Origin of the sequence: Providencia rettgeri (assembly GCF_041075285.1) — a bacterium.
Lineage (GTDB): Bacteria > Pseudomonadota > Gammaproteobacteria > Enterobacterales > Enterobacteriaceae > Providencia > Providencia rettgeri_G.
On sequence record NZ_CP163512.1, the window covers coordinates 1895145 to 1914552 of the forward strand.

Consider the following 19408-nt stretch of genomic DNA (forward strand, 5'->3'; position numbering starts at 1 on the left):
ATACTATTCGTTATTTTTGTAAAGTCCGGGGTTGCTGGTGCACCGTGGTATTACGCTGTTGCCCTGCTTCTTCCATATCATAAACTTTCATTTCACTGCTACCTGCGGGTAAAGCCCGTTCTACCAACAGTTCTGCCCCCGATTGCGCAATTAAATCTTGCAGTTGCTGATGCTGGCTACACCAAATGGCATCAATATCTTTGTCTCGTTGAAGATCTCTATTTGCAGATAGTGCCACTGTCCGTGTTTGAAAACGGGATTGTTTTCCACCCAATTCTAAGCCATAACCGGGCGTTGCCGGATGCCTGACCACGACTTTGCCTTCATCCATCCATGCTTGAACATCTGTTTCTTGAACTTGATACCCCAGTTTACTTAAACCATCTAACACGGTTGTTCTTTGTGCTTTTGCAACAACAGTTTGTTCCGCCAAATTAATCTGTGCTGCTAATTGCTCAACCAATGACATTAACTCAGTCACTGAACTGGAATGCATGGCAGCGAGTGCCTTATCAACCATGACACTATTTTCATTATCTGTAAAAATAGCCAGTTGCGCGCACAATTGTTCAACTTTATCCATCAGCTCAATATGTTGCTGAGTTGATTTCAATTGTTGTGCCATGGTGAGGAGCAATGAATCCGCTCGCAAATGGCGCTGTGAGCTTTCATCCATAGCTTGAATTTCAACGAGTTGTTGCTGCGCACTCTGCGCCTCTGCCAAGCATCCCAACAACTTAAGCTTTTCAATCATCAGTAAAATTTGCTCGCATTGCTTGGCAAACGGCGATTGTGGAATGCCCTGCTGCCAAAATTGAGGGACATCTTCCGATTGTGCCTTTAGCTGACTCAATAATTGATTTGCAAACGGTGAAAGTGGGTTTTGAAGGTGGTTTAATGCCTCTAATGCACGGAAAATTAATAAGTTTTCGGCCTTTTCTGTCATTAAATCGGTATTTTCCAACTCTGCGATTAGCTGCTTTTCAAGGGGCAGTTTTTCTCGCACTAACGCCGCTAATGACTCAATATTATGTTGACGATGGGCTTTTGTGCGAGCCACCAGCGCCTGCTGTTCAAGTTGTTGTTCACGAACCGTTTGAATTTCTTGCTTTACTATTTCATTAAACTCAGCTAACTCACGCTGTAACGAGGTTAAGCGGCTCGCTGATAATGTGGTGATATCATGCGCCGATAGTTGCTGAAACAATGTCGCAATTTGCTCAACACGGGATTGGTGATATTGCGTTGTATTGGCTATTTTTTGCCATTGTTGGAATATCTTACTGCTAACCGCTAGTTGCCGACGGCACTGGATCTCATTCATTTCTCTAACATTAATACGATGAACGGATGAACTCATAATTCGCCTTCTTGGTTGGTCGTCACGCTCAGAGAGCCATTTAAACGTAATGATGCATCAACAATCGCATCCTGTAACCGCTGCTGCGCTAACGCTTTGTCATTGTACCATTCAATAATAGAAACACGGTGACGTTGTGGTATTACACGGCTTAAGATATGGCTGCGCCATAACTCCCGTGATCTGGCCGTTTGCAAAAGAGGGTGTGATGGCATATCGCATTCAATCCCCATTAATAATTGTCCGGTTACTTCATCTTCAATAATACAATCAAAATGAAACACTTCTTTTTGGGTTGATTTAGTGACTTGCCAGCCATTTTTTTCAATAAATTCAACCACTGACGCCACAAAAGCACTTTGCTCTTTATCTGCCTCTTGCAGGGCAAATTGTGTCTGGCACATACGATGAAGCAATTTTTGGTTCTCTTTTTGTTTTGTTGGGTCACACGCGTCCTTTGCATAGGCGAGATAACCTTGTAGATAATCTCGTGGGATCTCAGGCTTGCGGTAGGTCGTTAATAAATCTGATATTTCTTCCACAGGCATTGATGTCATGATCACAACTTGTTGCTTTGCACGGGTGATAGCCACATTGAGACGGCGTTCCCCACCCGTTTGCCCTAGTACACCAAAGTTACGCCTAAACGTCCCTTGTGCATTGCGACCAAATGTGGTGGAAAACAAGATAATATCGCGCTCATCTCCTTGCACATTTTCCACATTTTTGACAAAGAAGGACATATCCTCTTCATCATGCATACGTTGGTTTTCTTCAATATAGGCAGCCAAAAAGTGGGCATCCTGTTCTGCTCGCAAACGGATATGCTGGTTAATCAGTGTGGTTTGTTTTTGGTTAAATGTCACAACCCCCACCGATGGACGCAGGGTAAATGGCAATTGCCACAATGTTGCGAGGTGGTCAACAACCGCAGCGGCTTCGGCCTCATTACTTTGGTTCACGTACACACCATTCACTGTTACAAGCTGCAACGGCTTAATTTTACTCACTAATTTTGCGGAGAACTGCGCTGGAATATTTAAGCGGTTTTCATAGAAGGCAAAATTTGAAAAGTTGATCAGCTCTCGATAAGCTGAACGGTAGTGAATATCAAGGGTATGTATAGGCAACACGGTACGCGCCAAATGCAACAAGTCAGGGCAATCAGTAATCTGCCGATAGTCCCACACTTCATCAGCTTCTTCTTGCTGTTCATCCACATCATCATTATTGTCTTCTTCAACTGGTTTCCCTGTGAAGAACTTCGATGGCGGCATTTGTTTCTCATCGCCGCTAACAATCGCCTGCTTCGCTCTAAATAACGTCGATAATGCAAATTCAATCGGCATTTGTGATGCTTCATCATAAATCACACTATCAAACATCGCCGCTTGTAATGGCAGCACTTGGCTTGCTACATCCGGTGTCATCAGCCAGATAGGACGCAATTGCATTAAACCAATTTCACGCCCTTCATTAATAAATTCCCTCAGTCGACGTGCCCTTGGCCCCGTAAGCCGTGTGATTTCTTCCCATTCACGACGACTTCCTATTTGAGTCAAGTCATAGTTACAGGTCAGCGCTTGGCGGTTAAACAGTTGCAGTTGTTTTTGTGCCTGTTCAAGTTCGGCTAAATCCGCCATAAATTGTGTGCTATTGGCTGAAAGTGCAGGTAATTTGATATCAAATTGTTTTTTGACAAAACGATAAAAGCCATAGTTAATCGTCTGGATCAACACCGTAACCCAATCTTTTTGGTGACTGTTGTCGTGAATATATTGCGTAACGGTAGGATGCAGTGTCGCTAATATTTGCCAATGTTGCTGAGTAAAATGCGCAGTAATTTCTCTAAATAATTGATACTTAAGTAAATTATCTTTCTCTTTAGCAATTTGAATTAATTCATCGCTAAAAGATTGCCCCTGATTAATTGCCTGTTGGAAACGCTCAACAACTTGTACTGAAAAAACGGAACTCATCCGATTTAGTTGGTACGAACTTTCAAGTCTGGCTTTCACCCTCGCGATGGCAGATTGAACCTCATGGCACTGGCGCTCAAACCCAATTTGTTGTTCGTCTACAATAGCAGGTAAAAAATGTGAAATTTCAGGGTATTGAACCAGTAATTGACTCGAACTTTCCACCCATTTTAATTGGGCGATTAATTGTGGTAAGTGGGTTCGCCAATCGGGCTGAAACACTAGGCCAATTTTTTGATAAATAGGCATAATTTCTTGTGCCAGTAACCGCCACTGTTGCTCAACACCGATCGTTTTTTGCAATATCGGCAGACGCTCCTGAGTTAACCCGCTTTCAGCAATCAATTGCTGTAACTGATTATATCGCCTGTAATAAAAAGGGTTGAAGAAACGTAACCACGAACCTTGCATTGACTCAGTAACGGCACGAGATAATTGCGCCAATTTAGTGGTTTCAATACCATCGAATAGCGGGAGCAACAAGGGGTCTATCTGAGCTTCATCAATCAATAATAAACGCTGGTAACACCGTTCTAACGAGTCAATGACTGCTGTTCCCGTCGTAATAGAACCTTGTAAATTGATAAACAACCCTAACCACCGAGATAAGTCTTGCCATTGCTCCTGTGTTTGTTGGCCAAAATGCGCCTTTAGCTGAGCCAATACAGGCTCATGATTTGTCAGCCTATCGAGTGTTATGCTTTGATTCGCGGATTGGTAAAGTTGATCCCGTTGTTTTTCCACCTCAATAAATGAGCTAATAACTTGATTAAATAGCGTATATTGATGGTCGTTCACAGAAAACTGTGCCAGTAGCTTTAGCGCACTATGCTCATAATCTAATTGCCACCATGTTTGAGCATGCTGTTTAATATCATCAATAAGTTGTGCAAATGTAGATTGATTAAATTCAGCAAATACCTGTGCTAACGCCTCATCATTAAGGGGTAAGCGCTCTAAAGGTTCCACCTCAATTAACTTGTCGAGAATATATTTATAGGATAGCTGCCAATGGTCATCAATATCATTGAGTGCGTGGTAATAACCATCGAGTTTTTGTTCAAAAAAGTGTACTCGACTGAGTAAACGAACGCGTTCTGCCTGCCAGTCTTGCCCAAATAGGGCGTTGTTCTCTTTACTCCACAGTTGCTCAATTTGTTCACGCACTGCCAAAATAACATCGCGGCCTTTTTGGTTCTGGTTGATAAGCAATGCTCTGTCCCCTAACCCACTAGCAACCAATCGCTTATATACCACCTCAAGCGCCGCAGGCTTTTGGCATACAACTAATACCGTTTGTTGGCGACCTAACGCGTCCGCAATTAGGCTAACAATTGTTTGACTTTTCCCTGTTCCTGGAGGCCCTTCAATTAATAACCCTGTTTGTTGTTGCGCAGCTTGCACGACCCGCTCTTGAGAAGGATCGGCAAGGGACAGCGCAAATGGGCTTAAGATATTTTCTTGATTAATAATAGGTTTAGGTAAATTCGCTGAATTAACATTTAGTAAAGTAGACAGTGCCGTTTGCGCAATGGAGGTGTGGGCGATTTGCTGTAGATCGCCACTCATCGCCTGACCAATAAATGATGTATGGAACAGCACCGCTGAGCAGACAATCTGCGCGGTGTTTTCTTCAACAGGTTCCGCTAATGAAGGCAACGGAAGCAACTGAGCCCCCTGTATTGGCAGCAAAGCAGACAAACTCTCCATAATCTCGTCGATGCTTAGCCCCGCTTTAGACAATAAAGCCTCTAAAACGCTCTGCCATTTGTTCATCGCAGGGATCCCCGCAAAGCTTGCTAATGCGGGGTTAAGTCGAACAGCCCCGCGCTCATGGTCAAAACCCAATTGGAGAGGACTTTGCTGCGCAATAGCAGATTGTAATGCGATAGGCCATAAAAATAGTGGTGCAATCCGTGGCTTAATTTGGTTTGGCTGGGTATTTAAGACTAAAAAAGGGAACCCTAAATACATACCATTAATACCGGTATCCCGTTGATATAATTGTGTATCTGCTTGTAACATTCTTAAGCGAGTATTGACCCCTTTGCGCTGTAGCAGCATATCGCTATCAATGGTTATCATCCCTTTTTTACGGTTAAGTAGATGCTCCAATAACGCACTTGCACTGCGCGCAACGCTACCACATTCGGTTAAATCAATACGCCCTGTATTGGGTGTTAAGCGCATGCGGACTAAATTCCCCCGCTGCGTCACGGCGGTCAGCTTTTGGTTAAAAAAGCGCAAAACTTCTAAAATATATTTTTGTGACTCTGGAATTTGCCAGTGTTCAAGCGGTACAGCTAACAACACCAATGTTTTCTCAAGAGAAAGCCTACGCATCAGTAAAAACTGGTCAACCCAACTGTCTAATACTGCCAATCCAACCCGTTTGAAATCACTTGTTCGATCACTGAGCTGTAAATATAACGCCTTACGTGGTAATAACAGCTGTTGTTTGGCTACTTCGCAGTCAAAGCTATGAATATCATTTTGTTGTGCAAGGTTAAAAGCTTGTTCAACCAAGGTTGATACCGAAATAAACTGACCAATATCCGCACTTAATAACAGAATATAATCAATTTCTTGTGGGTTTTGTTTATCAAATAGCCCTTGTAAACTTTCATTATGAGAATCCGGGAATTGCCCATGGAACAATGCCCATCTTGCTGACAATTGATTGATTGACGTAACGAGTAAATATAACCTGAGACTTTCTTCATTGAGGATAATATTGAGTTGATTTGCCCGTTCACGCACTAAGCATTGGCGATGATAAAGCTGTACTAACCAATGCTGTGGATCAATACGTTGAATATATTGGTTGATAGGTTCACTAATTAGCGCAAAGGCTAAATACGGATTTTCCAGCAACCATGCTGGGGTAATAATTTCACCGCGATAAATCAGCGGAATATTGTCATTCAGGATTTTTAAGGCGAGGGTTAGTTTAATATCATCAACGTTTTCTTGTTGAAAATCCCCCTCAAGCAGTGTTTGCAATTTCGCCAATTGCCCTTGGCTATTTTCAAATTGGGCTAACCAAGAACTCACATCGCCACGCAATAAAAGTGGTAGTGCCTCATCCCAATGAGCCGCTTGTGCCGCTATTAGTGCGAAAGCCTCAGGTTGTTGCAATTGCTGCCCAGCAAACGCCAATGTGTGTAAATTGTTTGGGATAAGGGTTACTTGGCGCTGTGGTGCTTGCTGTGGTTTTCCTTGTAGCCACGCACTAACTTGTGGCCATTGCCAACGTAAAAAACGATCGCGACACAATAGCCCACGTAGTAATAATTGAATATTCGGGTGTAACTCTTCAGGCAGCTCAACACCGTTAGTCATCACTTGAATAAGAAACGCATTATCTTGAACATGCGCGAAACACTGCCCTCGCGTCAACTGCTCTAAAAGGATGATCCCTAAACTCCACCAATCTGATGCGGCACTGACACCGCCAGCAAGGATTTCGGGGGCGGAGTAACGAGAAATATCGAGGGGTGTCACAATATCAAGGTCAAACTCGGATAAACAAGCTGAGCCGTATTCAATCACCGCAATATCAAGGGGGTGACGGCTACGAATTAGTAGATTAGCTGGACACAAATTACGGTGACGTAACCCATGCTCCGCAAACGCAGCGATCGCCCGCCCCATTTCTTCCACAAGTTTCGCAATTTCATCTGCCTGCCAAAATTCACCTTGTTGGATAAATTGACTTAATGAACCGCCCTCAAGCATTTCGGTGACATGCCATGCGCGATTTTCAAAGCGGCCAGTGTCATAAAACTCAGGAACATGATCCGTTGGGATGCGTTTAAGCGTTTGGTAGACTGCGGGATCAGGCTCTTCTCCTTTTAGGTACAAGGTCAATACGCCACTTTTTTCTTCTTGATTATGTGTAACAAAATAACGTTCTCGCGGGCTATCAACACTGTTAATCCGCCTTTCGATACGCCAAGGCCCAATATATTGAACAGGTGACGACGAAACAACAGCCGCTGGCTCTACCGCCGCATCGGCCCCGCACTCAAGGCAGATAAAATCATCCTCTGCCATAGGGTGACCATTTTCACAGTAGCGTGCAGGTGCGTTTTCGGTTTCCTTTTCACCACGGGTTGGTACTTCGATGGGACTAACTTGTCTTGTTTCGGGACGCCAACCTTCAGGATGGATAGGCTCAAGGGTAAGATCCCAGCCACAAAGTTGAAATTTTGCCTGTTCGGTTTGAATTTGCCCCGCACAAAATATTTCAGTTAGCGGTCGTTCTGTTAAGCAATGTGGGCAAAAACGTATCATCGTCATCCCTCTATCCCGTGAGTTATTTTTTAATTTGTTTTAGAGTACTGTCTTGTTGTGCAAGCAATTGGCTCAACCGCTGCATATCATCACGTTCGGGGATCCCCGCAATAAATAATCGTCCATGTTCATCAAAAGCCAAATCCAGTTTTTTATCTTCTGGCGTCCTAGTGCGTTGGTATTGTTTAAAAACTTCTTTTCCAAGTGGCGTGAAAAGATGCAGTTGTTGATTATCACTACCTCGCAGCACTAATGTTTGTGGTAGTTCAACTTTAAATGGCTCGCTAATTAATGCATCTATATATGGCGTCATTCGTTCAACACACGCTTTGATGGCTTCCCATTCATAACCGCTATATACCAAGATATCTCCATGAAACTGCTGTTTTATTTCACGAATCAATGTGTATAAGGCATCTGGCTGCTCAAACGGTTCTCCCCCTGAGATAGTGATACCATCCGCGAAGGGAAGCCACTGTTGAATGTGCTCAATCAACTGTGCCACCGTAAAATAACTTTCTTTCTCATGCCACGTATCAGGGGATAAACACCCCTTGCAGCGCAATGAACAGCCTTGAAACCAAATACCGACCCGCTTCCCTGGCCCTAAAGTCGTAATCGGGAAATGGAGCCGTGAGACACGAATATTCATTAGATTAATGACCTAGCTCAGTGAGCGTGAGTTGCGTATTTTCCCCCATTTGTATATGCGTAATTTGGTAAGCACGGGTTGCCGATATATCGTGATCAAAGATTGCCCTTGATAACGGGTTAATTAAATGCATTTCTAATTGATTACGTATGCCACGTCCACCGTTGGATAAATCCGCCAAACAACTCGCTTTTAATGCTTCTCTTACTTCCTGTGATATTGAAATGGTCAATGATTGTTTTTCTAAACCTGACAAGATGTTATTCACCATTTGATCAAAGATTTGCTGTGCAATATCTGGACGAATAAAGTCAAAAACAATAATGTTTTCACCAATGCGATTGAGTAACTCCGGACGGTTAAGAACCAATTTAAAGTGGCGCTCTATTTCATTTTTGACATTGCGCGTAACCGTTTCAAACGGTTCATGAGGTTGCACATTGGCCACTCTCTCCCCATTCGCATCTAAACGGTAAATACCGAGGTTTGAAGTAAAAATAATCAAAGCTTCCGAGAAATAAACCCGATCACCACGTCCTGATGTTAAAACACCATCATCGATAATCTGTAAAAATTTATCCATCAAATGCGGATGCGCTTTTTCAATTTCATCAAACAACACCACACTAAAGGGTTTTTCACGGATCGCGTTGGTTAATTCCCCTCCTGAATCATAGCCAACATAACCTGGAGGCGCGCCAATAAGTCGCTGATCAGCATGTTCAGCACTAAATTCAGACATATCAAAGCGGATATAGGCACTTTCGTCACCAAATAGTAACTGGGTAACTGTTTTAGCCAGTTCCGTTTTCCCTACGCCAGTTGGTCCAGCAAGGAACAACACACCACGGGGTCGCCCACCTTTATTGCTCCCCACCCCTGTCATTGCCCGTTTGATAATATCTAACAAATGTGTGACGGCATGCTGTTGACCTTTCACTCGTCGTGAAATCACCTCGGGGGCATTGTGAATTTTTTGCTTATCAATCTTTTTCCACGGATCTTCAGTGATCCCCACTTTGTATCGGCGAACGGCATCACTGATACAGCTTGCCGGCACCTGTTCAATGCGGGCTAACTGTACAATTGCGGTTAAATCTAATAAAAGTAGCCCTTCAGTTTCATCAACAAAATCATTAAATAGTGAGGCCTTATCAGCCTCTTCAATGCATTTAAAATCCGCGAGGGAGGCTAATAAACTGGGGGCTAACAGACGGCGCATTTGCCCATCCGGTTTAGCAACAGGAATGACTCGAATCCGTGGGTTATTTACCACAAACCAATCGGGTAAATCGGTCTCTTTTTCCACTATCCAAAAAATAGTATTAAAAAAGGGTTGGTTTTGTTCCCCCGCAGGTCTTGCTTTTCCTTGATGGGATGCCACTAGTGCACGGGTAAATAAACTGTGTTCTGCTGGAGTAAGGTTATCACGATGGGAGATCAAACAAGAGGCAAAATCAATACATAATGCCATCGGCTGCTGTTTATCTTGAATAAATTTATCAAGCAGATGGTTAAGCATATCAATACCACCAGCGGCTTTGCCCTGCGAAACATTTAATCCAAGCCGTTGCATCACCGCATCCGTTTCTTGGCAATTTAACGCAGGATCCGCAACACATTGAAAACCGACCAATGGCGTATAAGTTAATACATATGCATAACCCACTTTAAATAAGCTATTCAATAAGGATTGGTTAAATGGTAAAGGCGTTACAATCGAGGGAGCTAGTTCACTGGCTTGTAAATCCCGTACATTACCACATAACACAAACTGACTTTTCAGCGGAATAAATCGCAGTAAGTCCCTTAACCAACGTGGATTTTGAAAATCAGTATGCATGGTTTTCCCTTGTTATTTAACTTTTTTGCAGTTTACCTGAATATCTCATACAACGCGCTGGTATATCACGATAACAAGCAAATATCTGAACATTCTCAATCTGATAAAAAGCCGCTAGCTTTTAATTTACGATCATTTCTTTTTATACATAAAATGCCTAAATAACTATTTCGTGATAGGTGCTTCTTTTTAAACAATTATCACTGTTAATTCCTAAACTGTCGCTATAGTATTATGATAATGAAGACCAAAGCAGAGCGAGGTGAGTCATGTGGCAAGCAATGTGTCGTTTATTAAGTGAACACTTAGGTGAAGCGGAGCTGCGTAACAAAGTCATTCTCTCTGGTGGTGATATTCACCATACGTTAAGAATTGACTATGGTGAACATACCGTGTTTATCAAGCAAAATCGGCGAGAGTTTCTGCCGTTATTTAAGCAAGAAGCTGAACAGCTCGAAATGCTTGCCAAAAGCCAAACCATCACCGTTCCCAAGGTGTATGGTGTTGGCAGTAATAAACATCATAGTTTTCTTCTTCTCGAATATTTCCCGTTAAAGCCATTTGATACCACTAACGCTTGGCACTTTGGTCAGCAACTCGCCCGCTTACATCAATGGGAAGAGCAACCCAGCTATGGCTTTGATTTTGACACCATGCTCAATACCATTGTTCAACCAAATGGCTGGGAAAAACGCTGGAGTTCATTCTTTGCAGAAAAACGCATTGGTTTGCAATTACAGCTAGCGTCTGAAAAGGGTATGGTATTTGGCGATATCCAGCAGCTTGTTGATATTGTCAAAAGTAAATTAGCAGGTCACCAACCTCAACCCTCTTTATTACATGGCGATTTATGGCCCGCAAATTGTGCCATTACCCATCAAATTGATGGCGTTCTTTATGATCCAGCATGTTATTGGGGAGATAGGGAATGTGATATCGCGATGTTGCCTTTATATAAAGAAATTCCTATTCAAATTATTGATGGTTACCAAAGTGTTTGGCCATTACCACAGGGCTTTTTGGATAGACAACCTATTTACCAATTATATTATTTGCTCAACCAAGCTCATATTTTTGGTAATGAGCAGAGCTATTTGCAAGCCCAAAAAATCGTTGATTCGCTATTAAAGGAATAATTAAGCAAGGTACCCCAAGCTACCGAACAAAGCCAATATTAAGACAAGCTATAATATGGCAACACGTTAATTTTCTAAATAATTCGACCTGTAACAAGGCGGCGAATGAGGATAGCTTGGGGAGCATACACCAGTATGTGGCTAGCGTTAGCCAATCAAGATACCCCCCGCATAATGCAAAGTATGACGAAAACTTGTTTTCTAAATAATTCGACCTGTAGCAAGGCGGCGAATGAGGATAGCTTGGGGAGCATACACCAGTATGTGACCCAAGTAGCCGAATGAAGCCAACACCGCTACAGTTCGAAGTATGACGAAAACTACCAATTAAGGAACTTAAGGAGAAAAAACAACCCCACCAACAACACCACAGGCCAGAAATAAAGAATAAAGAACTGGGTAAAAATTGTGTGGCGTGGAATTGTGACATTTGCCTCTAGTTCTGCTTTTGAGAGTTCGATACCTTTGGCTCTTTCCAAAATCACGTGGTCTTCAAGGCTTTCACGAATAAATTTAATTTGTCGGTACATACGTAGCCCTGATGCACTGAGTGCTAATCCTACAAAAATAAAAATAAAAATGATAATAAAACCGAGATTGCTACCTGAAAAACCATTAGCAACTTGCGGCACAGGCGAATTATTCCAGAAGAAATTTAAAAATGGCGTTGTTTGGCGGATCATTTCTGCCATTAATTTAATAAAATCATTGGCAACGGCATTGATCCCCTCACCAGCCAATCCTTTCATCCCAGCGAGTTTAATTAAAGACGCCAACGTCGAAATTAATGCTACCAGAAAAACAACCCAACCCAGAATACGTTTGCCGATTGCGACATAATTAGCATTGTGGTAATTCATTACTGCTCTTCCTCAGAGTTATTATTCTCGATAAATTTTCAGGGTGACTTTTTTGGGATAATAATAGCTGAAATTATTAAATCCCTCCAAATTTACCTTGTAAAATGATGATGGGATATCGACTTTCAGAACTTTAAACATTTTTAAAAACACATCGATAAATAACTTTCACTGTCTGTGCCTATGCGCTTTTGCTTTGAATTGTTACAATCACCTACTTAATTAATACGACTACTTATCCCTTGCTGATATTATAGTCAGTCAGTGAATATTTACTGTCGTCGCTGGGCAAGTTCCCTCAATTCCTACTGCCAGATAGATAACACGCTGCGGCAATAGGGTTTACATGAATGGAGTTTTGACATGTACCATAACCTTCCCATCCAATCAGTTATTTTTGATATGGATGGTTTATTGATCGACTCGGAACCTTTTTGGGCGCAAGCTGAACTTGAGGTTTTTTCACAGTTGGGCGTTGACCTCGCGATCGCTGACACACTGCCTGATACTTTGGGTTTACGTATTGACCATGTGGTTGAACTTTGGTACCAAGCTTCGCCGTGGCATGGATGCAGCCAACAAGAAGCGAAACAACGGATCATTGACCGCGTTGTGGGCTTAGTTGAAGAAACCCGCCCTATTTTACCGGGCGTTCAACACGCAATGGAACTTTGTCGTTCAATGGACTTAAAAATCGCACTGGCATCGGCTTCTCCCCTGTACATGCTTGAGAAAGTACTAAATTTGCTGGATATTCGCGGCTATTTCTCTGCCGTCATTTCTGCCGCTGATTTACCCTTAAGTAAGCCGCATCCTGAAGTTTATCTAAAAGCGGCTTGTGCATTATCAACTCAGCCTATTCACTGCGTATCTTTAGAAGATTCATTTAATGGTATGATTTCAGCAAAAGCCGCCAGAATGCGCTCGATTGTTGTGCCTGATAGCAAACATTTTAATGACCCGCGCTTCGGTTTAGCCGATATTAAATTACGCTCTTTAAATGAATTAGAAGCAAAACATTTACGCTAGTTATCGCTAAATGTGTCATCTGTATTTTCCCCTATCTGACTTAGGTAGGGGAACTACCCCAAAAATATAAAATCCTTTCCTTATTTGCTAATAAATAAGAGTTTTTTTACCTTCCCCCCTCTATCATATTATTTTCAAACACTTTATACTGCCAATTAACTGTATAGATAAACAGATGGTATTTTATCCACCATGACCGCTGAAGGGCATCTGCTTTTTTCCGTCGCCTCTTTGATAATGGCCCATAAACTCCAAGTTACCCCTGAGCTTGCTCAAGGTGATTGGCTGCACTTGGTGCCTGGCGCGTTGTTAGGTGCTTTATTGCCTGATATTGATCATCCGTCTTCGTTGCCCGGTCGGCTGCTACGCATTTTTTCGCTGCCTATTTCTAAGTTATGTGGTCATCGCGGTTTTACCCATAGTTTACTCGCATGGTTACTATTAATGCTGTCATGTTATCAGTGGATACCCCCGCAATGGTCAATTCCGACTGATCTTATTCAGGCGTTTTTATTGGGTTATTTAAGCCATTTAATCGCGGATATGCTAACACCATCCGGTGTGCCTTTTTTATGGCCATTACCTCAACGTTTCTGTTTTCCGGTTATTCGTGGGAAAAATAGCAAACGTGGTGAACGTTTTATTGCGGTCGTTTTGACGGTTTGTGCCTGTCTGTTACCTACCGGGTATCAATTTGATTTTTATACCCAAATAGAAATCACAATAAAATATATTAAAAATCAGCTAGATACACACTTCCCTACATAATCTTCAGTTTTGTAATATAATGTAAGTATGAATAGCACTATCTTATTACTATTTGATATAAGAAATGTGTTTTTTCTATTGATACCATATAACCAGTTGTTAGAAACAGCTAAATCCTTATAACCAATAAGGATTAAAGGGCTAGTTACATACCATATAAAAAACAATTTGGAGTTCGGAATGAATATTCCTCTAATTATTAATGTGCTCGTTTTTGTAGCACTGCTGATACTGTTAGCAAAACTGGGAACGAAAGGCTGGAGCCTGTCAAAAAAAGTGTTAGTCGGTCTAGTCTTCGGTGTCGCTTATGGTGTCGTGCTGCACTTGGTTTATGGTAGTGGTCACCAGACAGTAAAAGACTCCATTCTGTGGTTTAACATTGTTGGTAATGGTTATGTGCAGCTATTACAAATGGTGATCATGCCATTAGTTTTCGCCTCCATTTTAAGTGCGGTTGCAAGACTGCATAAAGCCTCTTCACTCGGTAAAATTAGTTTCTTAACAATTGGCACATTACTGTTAACGACCGCAATTGCCGCTTTAGTCGGTATTTTAATTGCCAACTTATTTGGTCTGACCGCCGAAGGTCTCGTACAAGGTCAGTCGGAAACCGCGCGCTTAAATGCCATCGAAACCAACTACATTGGTAAAGTTTCTGACTTAACCGTGCCACAATTGATCTTATCGTTTATTCCTAAGAATCCATTTGCCGATTTAACGGGAGCAAACCCAACATCAATCATTAGTGTTGTTATTTTTGCCGCTTTCTTAGGAGTAGCTGCATTACAACTGTTTAAAGATGATAAAGAGCGCGGCGAAAAAGCATTAGCCGCAATTGATGTTATGCAAGCTTGGGCTATGAAATTAGTTCGGTTGGTAATGCGTTTAACGCCTTATGGCGTCATGGCGCTAATGATCAAAGTGGTCGCAAGCTCTAATCTTCACGATATTATTAACTTAGGCACATTTGTTATCGCATCTTACGTGGCTCTCGGTATCATGTTTATTGTCCACGGTATTTTTGTCGCAACAACCGGCTTAAACCCGATTAAATTCTTTAAAAAAGCAGGTCCGGTACTGACATTCGCCTTTACCAGCCGTTCAAGCGCTGCAAGTATTCCGCTGAATATTGAAACCCAAACACGCCGTTTCGGTATTCCTGAATCGATTGCCAGTTTCTCAGCATCATTTGGTGCAACTATTGGCCAAAATGGTTGTGCAGGTATTTACCCTGCAATGTTAGCCGTAATGGTGGCACCAACGATGGGAATTAATCCATTCGATCCACTGTGGATTGCAACATTAGTCGGTATTGTCACGGTGAGTTCAGCAGGTGTCGCAGGTGTCGGCGGTGGCGCAACATTTGCCGCGCTAATCGTACTGCCTGCCATGGGCTTACCTGTTACCTTGGTTGCTTTATTGATTTCAGTTGAGCCATTGATTGATATGGGTCGTACTGCCCTGAACGTAAGCGGTTCAATGACCGCAGGTACAGTCACTAGCCAATTGATGGGTGAAACAGATAAAGCTGTGTTTAATCAAGATGATGATGCTGAATTAAAACACGTTTAATCCCTTAAGTTGCCTTTTAGTTGAAAAACCTATCCAACCTGCCGCCAAACATGTTATGTTTGTCAGCAGTCTGAAACCTGCCTACATGGCAGGTTTTTTTATGACTAAAAATTGCCGTTTAATTTTATTTAAATTAGAAATAGAGATTTAAGCCAGTTTTTTCTGCTATAAGCTATTGCAATTCACTGGATTTACATCAGATAATAAAATCTGAGCAACGTTTTCTTGAGCTTCCTGCTTGTGTTGCGTCAACCCGAACTCTACGGGGTATTTCCAACATCAATATCTGGTTTTGTTATGTCAAATATTCATATTCTAAAAACCGATGCTTCCGATAATCCTTGTGTAAGCTGCGGTGCTTGTTGCGCCTATTTTCGTGTCTCCTTTTATTGGGCAGAAGCAGAAAATGGCGGCGGCGTTGTACCTGAGCATTTAACCGAGCAAATCACACCTTTTATGAGTTGTATGCACGGCACCAACCAAAAGCAAAATACGCGCTGTACTGCGCTAAAAGGCACGATAGGGCAATGTGTGTCTTGCTCAATTTACGCTCAAAGACCAACGCCTTGTCGTGAGTTTGAGCAGTCTTGGCAAAATGGTATCTATAATGAAGCCTGCGACCGCGCACGTGCCGCTCATGGATTGCCACCATTAGAACCACATCAACCGCAAATCGCTTGCTAACCCGTCAATGACCCAGAGCTTTTCTGGGTTATCTCTTTACTGTTTTATTAAATCCCCCTTGCTTCCTTGCAATTAGCTTTCTTTAAAATAATTTAGCTTAATTCATTCATAACCTGCATAGCCAGTTCAAATGAATGTAGCCGCGATAGATGATCAAAAATTTGCCCATTAACCATGATTTCATCCGCTTGCGTTTGACGTAAAATCGTTTCTAGTCCGTGACGAATTTTCGACTTATCCCCCACCAGCGACATCCCTAGCGCTTGCTGGACGCCATATTCTTCTGCTGGTGACCAAAGATTAGCCATGCTTTCAACAGGTGGCGGTAGCTGAGATGTTAGACCACGGCGCAACATCACAAACGCTTGTTGCATAGAGGTAAATAAAAACTCAGCTTCACGTTGCGTATCTGCGGCAATAATATTAATGCATACCATTGCATAAGGTTGGGAGAGTCTTTGCGATGGTTGGAAGTTGGTACGATAAACCTCAAGTGCTTGCAATAATAAATCCGGCGCAAAATGTGAGGCAAAAGCAAAAGGTAGGCCTAATTTTGCAGCAAGGGTGGCACTATAAAGGCTTGAGCCAAGTAACCAAACGGGAATTTTTTCACCAAATCCAGGAACCGGACGAACCGCCGGATCAGGGTTGGTTGCATCAAACCAGTTGACTATTTGGGCAACATCTTGTGGAAAATTGTCAATATCTGTGTTCATATGGCGGCGCAGTGCTTGCATGGTTTGTTGATTACTTCCCGGCGCACGCCCTATTCCCAAATCAATACGTTCTGGATAAAGCGTATTGAGTGTTCCAAATTGCTCTGCAATCACTAAAGGGGAATGGTTCGGTAACATCACCCCACCTGAACCAAGTCGCAATGATTGAGTATTCGCGGCCAAGTAGCCAATTAAGACTGATGTCGCCGCACTCGCAATCCCTATCATATTATGGTGCTCTGCAAGCCAATAACGGTGATAGCCTAGCTTTTCTGCCAATTTAGCAAGATCAAGAGAATGCGAAAAAGCCTCTTTTGCTGTTGACCCTTGAGTGATCGGGGCAAGATCAAGCAACGAAAGAGGGATTTTTTTATCTGACATACACGCTCACTTTGTTAGGATTTTGTGGATATACAACCTAATTATCCATCCTAGTCGATCGTGTACTAAGACGCCATAACTGAAATAATCATTAGCACATCTGGAATAAAATGTCAGTTTTCGTTTACTAACTTACTGTTTTACCTAGATTATGAATTAAGCGTGAATAAAAAGTGCAGTAATTATGAAGCTTCAGTCAAGGGAAGTAAAAGCGATTGAGCCGCCAAAAAATTTGATAAATGATAGCTTTATCAACCATACAGAGGAGATGAAAATGAAAAAATTACATGCCGGATTATTCGCTTTAGCGTTAATGTCAGTGGGATTTGCCGCTACCGCAGCCAATGTGGGGAATGGTCCTTTACCACGCCAACATATGGGTAATCATCATAATATGGTGTATAGCGTTGCAGAACAAACCACGACACCGAATGAAACAGTTAAAAAATTGGCGAATAATGCCCCTAAAATTGAAGAGGGTAAACGCTATGTCGTGAAAGTTGTAGTCATGGAAGTACCTGAATTTTCAAATAGTAATAATATGCCAGCACCAAAACCGGTTAATGCACCTGCCGCGCAATAAAAGGTAACACTGATTAGTGTTGGTGATGATATCGGTGAAACCTTTTTGATTGATAAGCAAAATCAAATAGCTTAATCAATTAGATACAGATATGTTGTATGGACAATAAAGAGTTCTATATATCCTACGATTGCCTCTGCTTATCAGAGGCTTTTTTTGTGGTTTCTCCTAAATGCTTTTCCTTCACTAGTCATAATCCCTAAAAGCAGCTAATCTTTATTTAAGTAGAATTTTCTACTGACTTCCTTCACTACTTATTCGGTTTGATTTGAAATCTGGAGCTTACCATGGGCTATTATGAATTGAAAAAATCCACGAAAGATGTGGCTCAGCCTTATTACTTCGTATTAAAAGCTGCAAATCATGAAATTATTGCTACCAGTGAGATGTATGCCTCTAAACAATCCGCACTAAAAGGGATTGCATCTGTGCAAAAAAACGGTTCGTCAGAGACCATTAAAGACTTAACCGTTTAGTTCATTGCCCCTATTGATAGGGGCAATTTTTAAATCAAGCGCAATAATGCCGTCACTACCGCAGCCGATAACACGATTAAGATAAACGGTTTTTTATACCAAGTCAGAATACCCGCAACCAATACACCAACTACCTTAGGCCAATCCGAAAACGTATCCCCTGAAAATAACGTCGATGTGGTCGCAACAGAAAATAAAATCACAATTGCCGCCGCCGAAAATAATGCTTTACTGTTTTCAGTAAGTTCCACCCGCCCTTTCAACAATGCCCCTGAGGCTCGCATAAGATAGGTACCAACCGCTAATATTACGATACCACTGAAAATCAGCCACGGATTATCCATCATGATTATTTCCTTATATAAAAAACTAAGCTCAATAATGCGAGCAAAACAGGGATCCCTGCGGGTAGATACGGTGTGGTTAACACCGCAATAATAGCCCCGATGATCGCGGTGATTCTCAATCGTTTGTCCGTTAACGCAGGTAATGAAAGCGCCAAAATAATAGCGGGGAACATCGCGTCCATACCAAGAATATGCGTGTCGCTGACAAAGCTTCCAAGCACCTCGCCAATTATCACGCCAGTCGGCCAACAAAGCAGGATCCCCACCCCACATAACCAGAATGCCGCACGTTTTTCTTTCTCTGTTTCTTGTGCAAGACCAAAAACGACACTTTCATCATTCATAATATGATAGCCCAGCACTGCTTTCGCTCCTTTGCCCGTCAGATCCCCTACCGCAAAGCTAAATGGGATATGACGGGAATTCACCAACAGCCCGGCAAGAGCAGCAGAAATAGGGCTTCCCCCGGTAAAGATCACACCGATAAATAAAAACTCCGAGGCACCTGCCAGCACTAAAATGGATAATGTTAAAGGCACCCAGAAATCAAAGCCCTGAGAATGCGCTAGCGCACCGTAAGAAATACCCACAATTAAGTCAGCAAGACACACGAGAGCAATATTTTTCACTGTGCTATTATTAAGAGTAGAAAAGATAGTTGAAGTTAGCATCCCTAAACCGTTCGATATATAATACGTTTGTTCATTATGTTGATCGCGATGGCAA

The 19408-nt window shown here is 42.2% G+C and carries 15 protein-coding genes; 7 read left to right on the forward strand and 8 right to left on the reverse strand.

Annotated elements, in window-relative coordinates; all coding sequences use genetic code 11:
• Positions 1-10: 10 nt before the first annotated feature.
• Genes AB6N04_RS08645 through AB6N04_RS08660 form a run of 4 tightly spaced genes read right to left on the reverse strand, consistent with a single transcriptional unit; the run spans position 11 to position 10130 of the window.
• Complete coding sequence (locus AB6N04_RS08645) at positions 11-1360, reverse strand: hypothetical protein (protein WP_369311469.1); 1350 nt, start codon at positions 1358-1360, stop codon at positions 11-13.
• Positions 1357-7641, reverse strand: coding sequence for an AAA domain-containing protein (locus AB6N04_RS08650; RefSeq protein WP_369311470.1), 6285 nt, complete (start codon positions 7639-7641; stop codon positions 1357-1359). The genes AB6N04_RS08645 and AB6N04_RS08650 overlap by 4 nt, the downstream gene beginning before the upstream one ends.
• 16 nt (positions 7642-7657) lie before the next feature.
• Positions 7658-8287 (reverse strand): 4Fe-4S single cluster domain-containing protein, encoded by a 630-nt coding sequence (locus AB6N04_RS08655; protein WP_369311471.1) that lies wholly within the window; start codon positions 8285-8287, stop codon positions 7658-7660.
• A 4-nt stretch (positions 8288-8291) separates the two neighbouring features.
• A complete protein-coding gene (locus AB6N04_RS08660; RefSeq protein ID WP_369311472.1) occupies positions 8292-10130 on the reverse strand; it encodes an AAA family ATPase in 1839 nt (612 codons plus the stop codon).
• 269 nt (positions 10131-10399) lie between these two features.
• Between AB6N04_RS08660 and AB6N04_RS08665 the strand changes: the two genes are divergently transcribed.
• Complete coding sequence (locus tag AB6N04_RS08665; protein WP_369311473.1) at positions 10400-11266, forward strand: fructosamine kinase family protein; 867 nt, start codon at positions 10400-10402, stop codon at positions 11264-11266.
• Between the two features lie 320 nt (positions 11267-11586).
• On the opposite strand, the gene AB6N04_RS08670 is transcribed toward AB6N04_RS08665, so the two are convergent.
• Entirely contained in the window at positions 11587-12126 is a 540-nt protein-coding gene (locus AB6N04_RS08670) for a YniB family protein (RefSeq protein ID WP_369311474.1), read from the reverse strand.
• Positions 12127-12489: 363 nt separating this feature from the next.
• Between AB6N04_RS08670 and hxpB the strand changes: the two genes are divergently transcribed.
• The 4 genes from hxpB (at position 12490) to AB6N04_RS08690 (ending at position 16179) form a co-directional block, all read left to right on the forward strand.
• The gene (gene hxpB / locus AB6N04_RS08675) at positions 12490-13155 is read left to right on the forward strand and encodes a hexitol phosphatase HxpB (protein WP_369311475.1); all 666 of its coding nucleotides are present in this window, start codon (positions 12490-12492) and stop codon (positions 13153-13155) included.
• Positions 13156-13347: 192 nt separating this feature from the next.
• Entirely contained in the window at positions 13348-13923 is a 576-nt protein-coding gene (locus AB6N04_RS08680) for a metal-dependent hydrolase (protein ID WP_369311476.1), read from the forward strand.
• 180 nt (positions 13924-14103) lie between these two features.
• Positions 14104-15495: an L-cystine transporter gene (locus AB6N04_RS08685; protein ID WP_369311477.1), complete on the forward strand. Its 1392-nt coding sequence runs from the start codon at positions 14104-14106 to the stop codon at positions 15493-15495.
• Between the two features lie 297 nt (positions 15496-15792).
• Positions 15793-16179, forward strand: coding sequence for a YkgJ family cysteine cluster protein (locus AB6N04_RS08690; RefSeq protein ID WP_369311478.1), 387 nt, complete (start codon positions 15793-15795; stop codon positions 16177-16179).
• Between the two features lie 92 nt (positions 16180-16271).
• On the opposite strand, the gene AB6N04_RS08695 is transcribed toward AB6N04_RS08690, so the two are convergent.
• On the reverse strand, positions 16272-17276 hold the full coding sequence (locus AB6N04_RS08695) for a luciferase-like monooxygenase (protein WP_369311479.1): 1005 nt from the start codon (positions 17274-17276) through the stop codon (positions 16272-16274).
• Positions 17277-17550: 274 nt separating this feature from the next.
• Here AB6N04_RS08695 and AB6N04_RS08700 point away from each other — a divergent pair, with 274 nt between their 5' ends.
• Together AB6N04_RS08700 and AB6N04_RS08705 are read left to right on the forward strand one after the other, a co-directional pair.
• A complete protein-coding gene (locus AB6N04_RS08700; protein ID WP_369311480.1) occupies positions 17551-17859 on the forward strand; it encodes a hypothetical protein in 309 nt (102 codons plus the stop codon).
• A 287-nt stretch (positions 17860-18146) separates the two neighbouring features.
• Complete coding sequence (locus AB6N04_RS08705; RefSeq protein ID WP_206083985.1) at positions 18147-18335, forward strand: YegP family protein; 189 nt, start codon at positions 18147-18149, stop codon at positions 18333-18335.
• Between the two features lie 29 nt (positions 18336-18364).
• Here AB6N04_RS08705 and AB6N04_RS08710 read toward each other — a convergent pair whose 3' ends face one another.
• Both AB6N04_RS08710 and AB6N04_RS08715 read right to left on the reverse strand, forming a co-directional pair.
• A complete protein-coding gene (locus tag AB6N04_RS08710) occupies positions 18365-18682 on the reverse strand; it encodes an AzlD domain-containing protein (RefSeq protein ID WP_369311481.1) in 318 nt (105 codons plus the stop codon).
• A gap of 2 nt (positions 18683-18684) precedes the next feature.
• Complete coding sequence (locus AB6N04_RS08715) at positions 18685-19353, reverse strand: AzlC family ABC transporter permease (protein ID WP_369311482.1); 669 nt, start codon at positions 19351-19353, stop codon at positions 18685-18687.
• Between the last annotated feature and the right edge of the window lie 55 nt (positions 19354-19408).

Excerpts from the sequence above, each read along its gene's own strand:
- AB6N04_RS08655 (WP_369311471.1), bottom strand. The coding sequence starts at position 8,287 with ATGAATATTCGTGTCTCACGGCTCCATTTCCCGATTACGACTTTAGGG.
- AB6N04_RS08700 (WP_369311480.1), top strand. The coding sequence starts at position 17,551 with ATGAAAAAATTACATGCCGGATTATTCGCTTTAGCGTTAATGTCAGTG.
- AB6N04_RS08645 (WP_369311469.1), bottom strand. The coding sequence starts at position 1,360 with ATGAGTTCATCCGTTCATCGTATTAATGTTAGAGAAATGAATGAGATC.
- AB6N04_RS08685 (WP_369311477.1), top strand. The coding sequence starts at position 14,104 with ATGAATATTCCTCTAATTATTAATGTGCTCGTTTTTGTAGCACTGCTG.
- AB6N04_RS08650 (WP_369311470.1), bottom strand. The coding sequence starts at position 7,641 with ATGACGATGATACGTTTTTGCCCACATTGCTTAACAGAACGACCGCTA.
- AB6N04_RS08690 (WP_369311478.1), top strand. The coding sequence starts at position 15,793 with ATGTCAAATATTCATATTCTAAAAACCGATGCTTCCGATAATCCTTGT.
- AB6N04_RS08680 (WP_369311476.1), top strand. The coding sequence starts at position 13,348 with ATGACCGCTGAAGGGCATCTGCTTTTTTCCGTCGCCTCTTTGATAATG.
- AB6N04_RS08665 (WP_369311473.1), top strand. The coding sequence starts at position 10,400 with ATGTGGCAAGCAATGTGTCGTTTATTAAGTGAACACTTAGGTGAAGCG.
- AB6N04_RS08660 (WP_369311472.1), bottom strand. The coding sequence starts at position 10,130 with ATGCATACTGATTTTCAAAATCCACGTTGGTTAAGGGACTTACTGCGA.
- AB6N04_RS08715 (WP_369311482.1), bottom strand. The coding sequence starts at position 19,353 with ATGCTAACTTCAACTATCTTTTCTACTCTTAATAATAGCACAGTGAAA.
- AB6N04_RS08670 (WP_369311474.1), bottom strand. The coding sequence starts at position 12,126 with ATGAATTACCACAATGCTAATTATGTCGCAATCGGCAAACGTATTCTG.
- AB6N04_RS08710 (WP_369311481.1), bottom strand. The coding sequence starts at position 18,682 with ATGATGGATAATCCGTGGCTGATTTTCAGTGGTATCGTAATATTAGCG.
- AB6N04_RS08695 (WP_369311479.1), bottom strand. The coding sequence starts at position 17,276 with ATGTCAGATAAAAAAATCCCTCTTTCGTTGCTTGATCTTGCCCCGATC.
- hxpB (WP_369311475.1), top strand. The coding sequence starts at position 12,490 with ATGTACCATAACCTTCCCATCCAATCAGTTATTTTTGATATGGATGGT.
- AB6N04_RS08705 (WP_206083985.1), top strand. The coding sequence starts at position 18,147 with ATGGGCTATTATGAATTGAAAAAATCCACGAAAGATGTGGCTCAGCCT.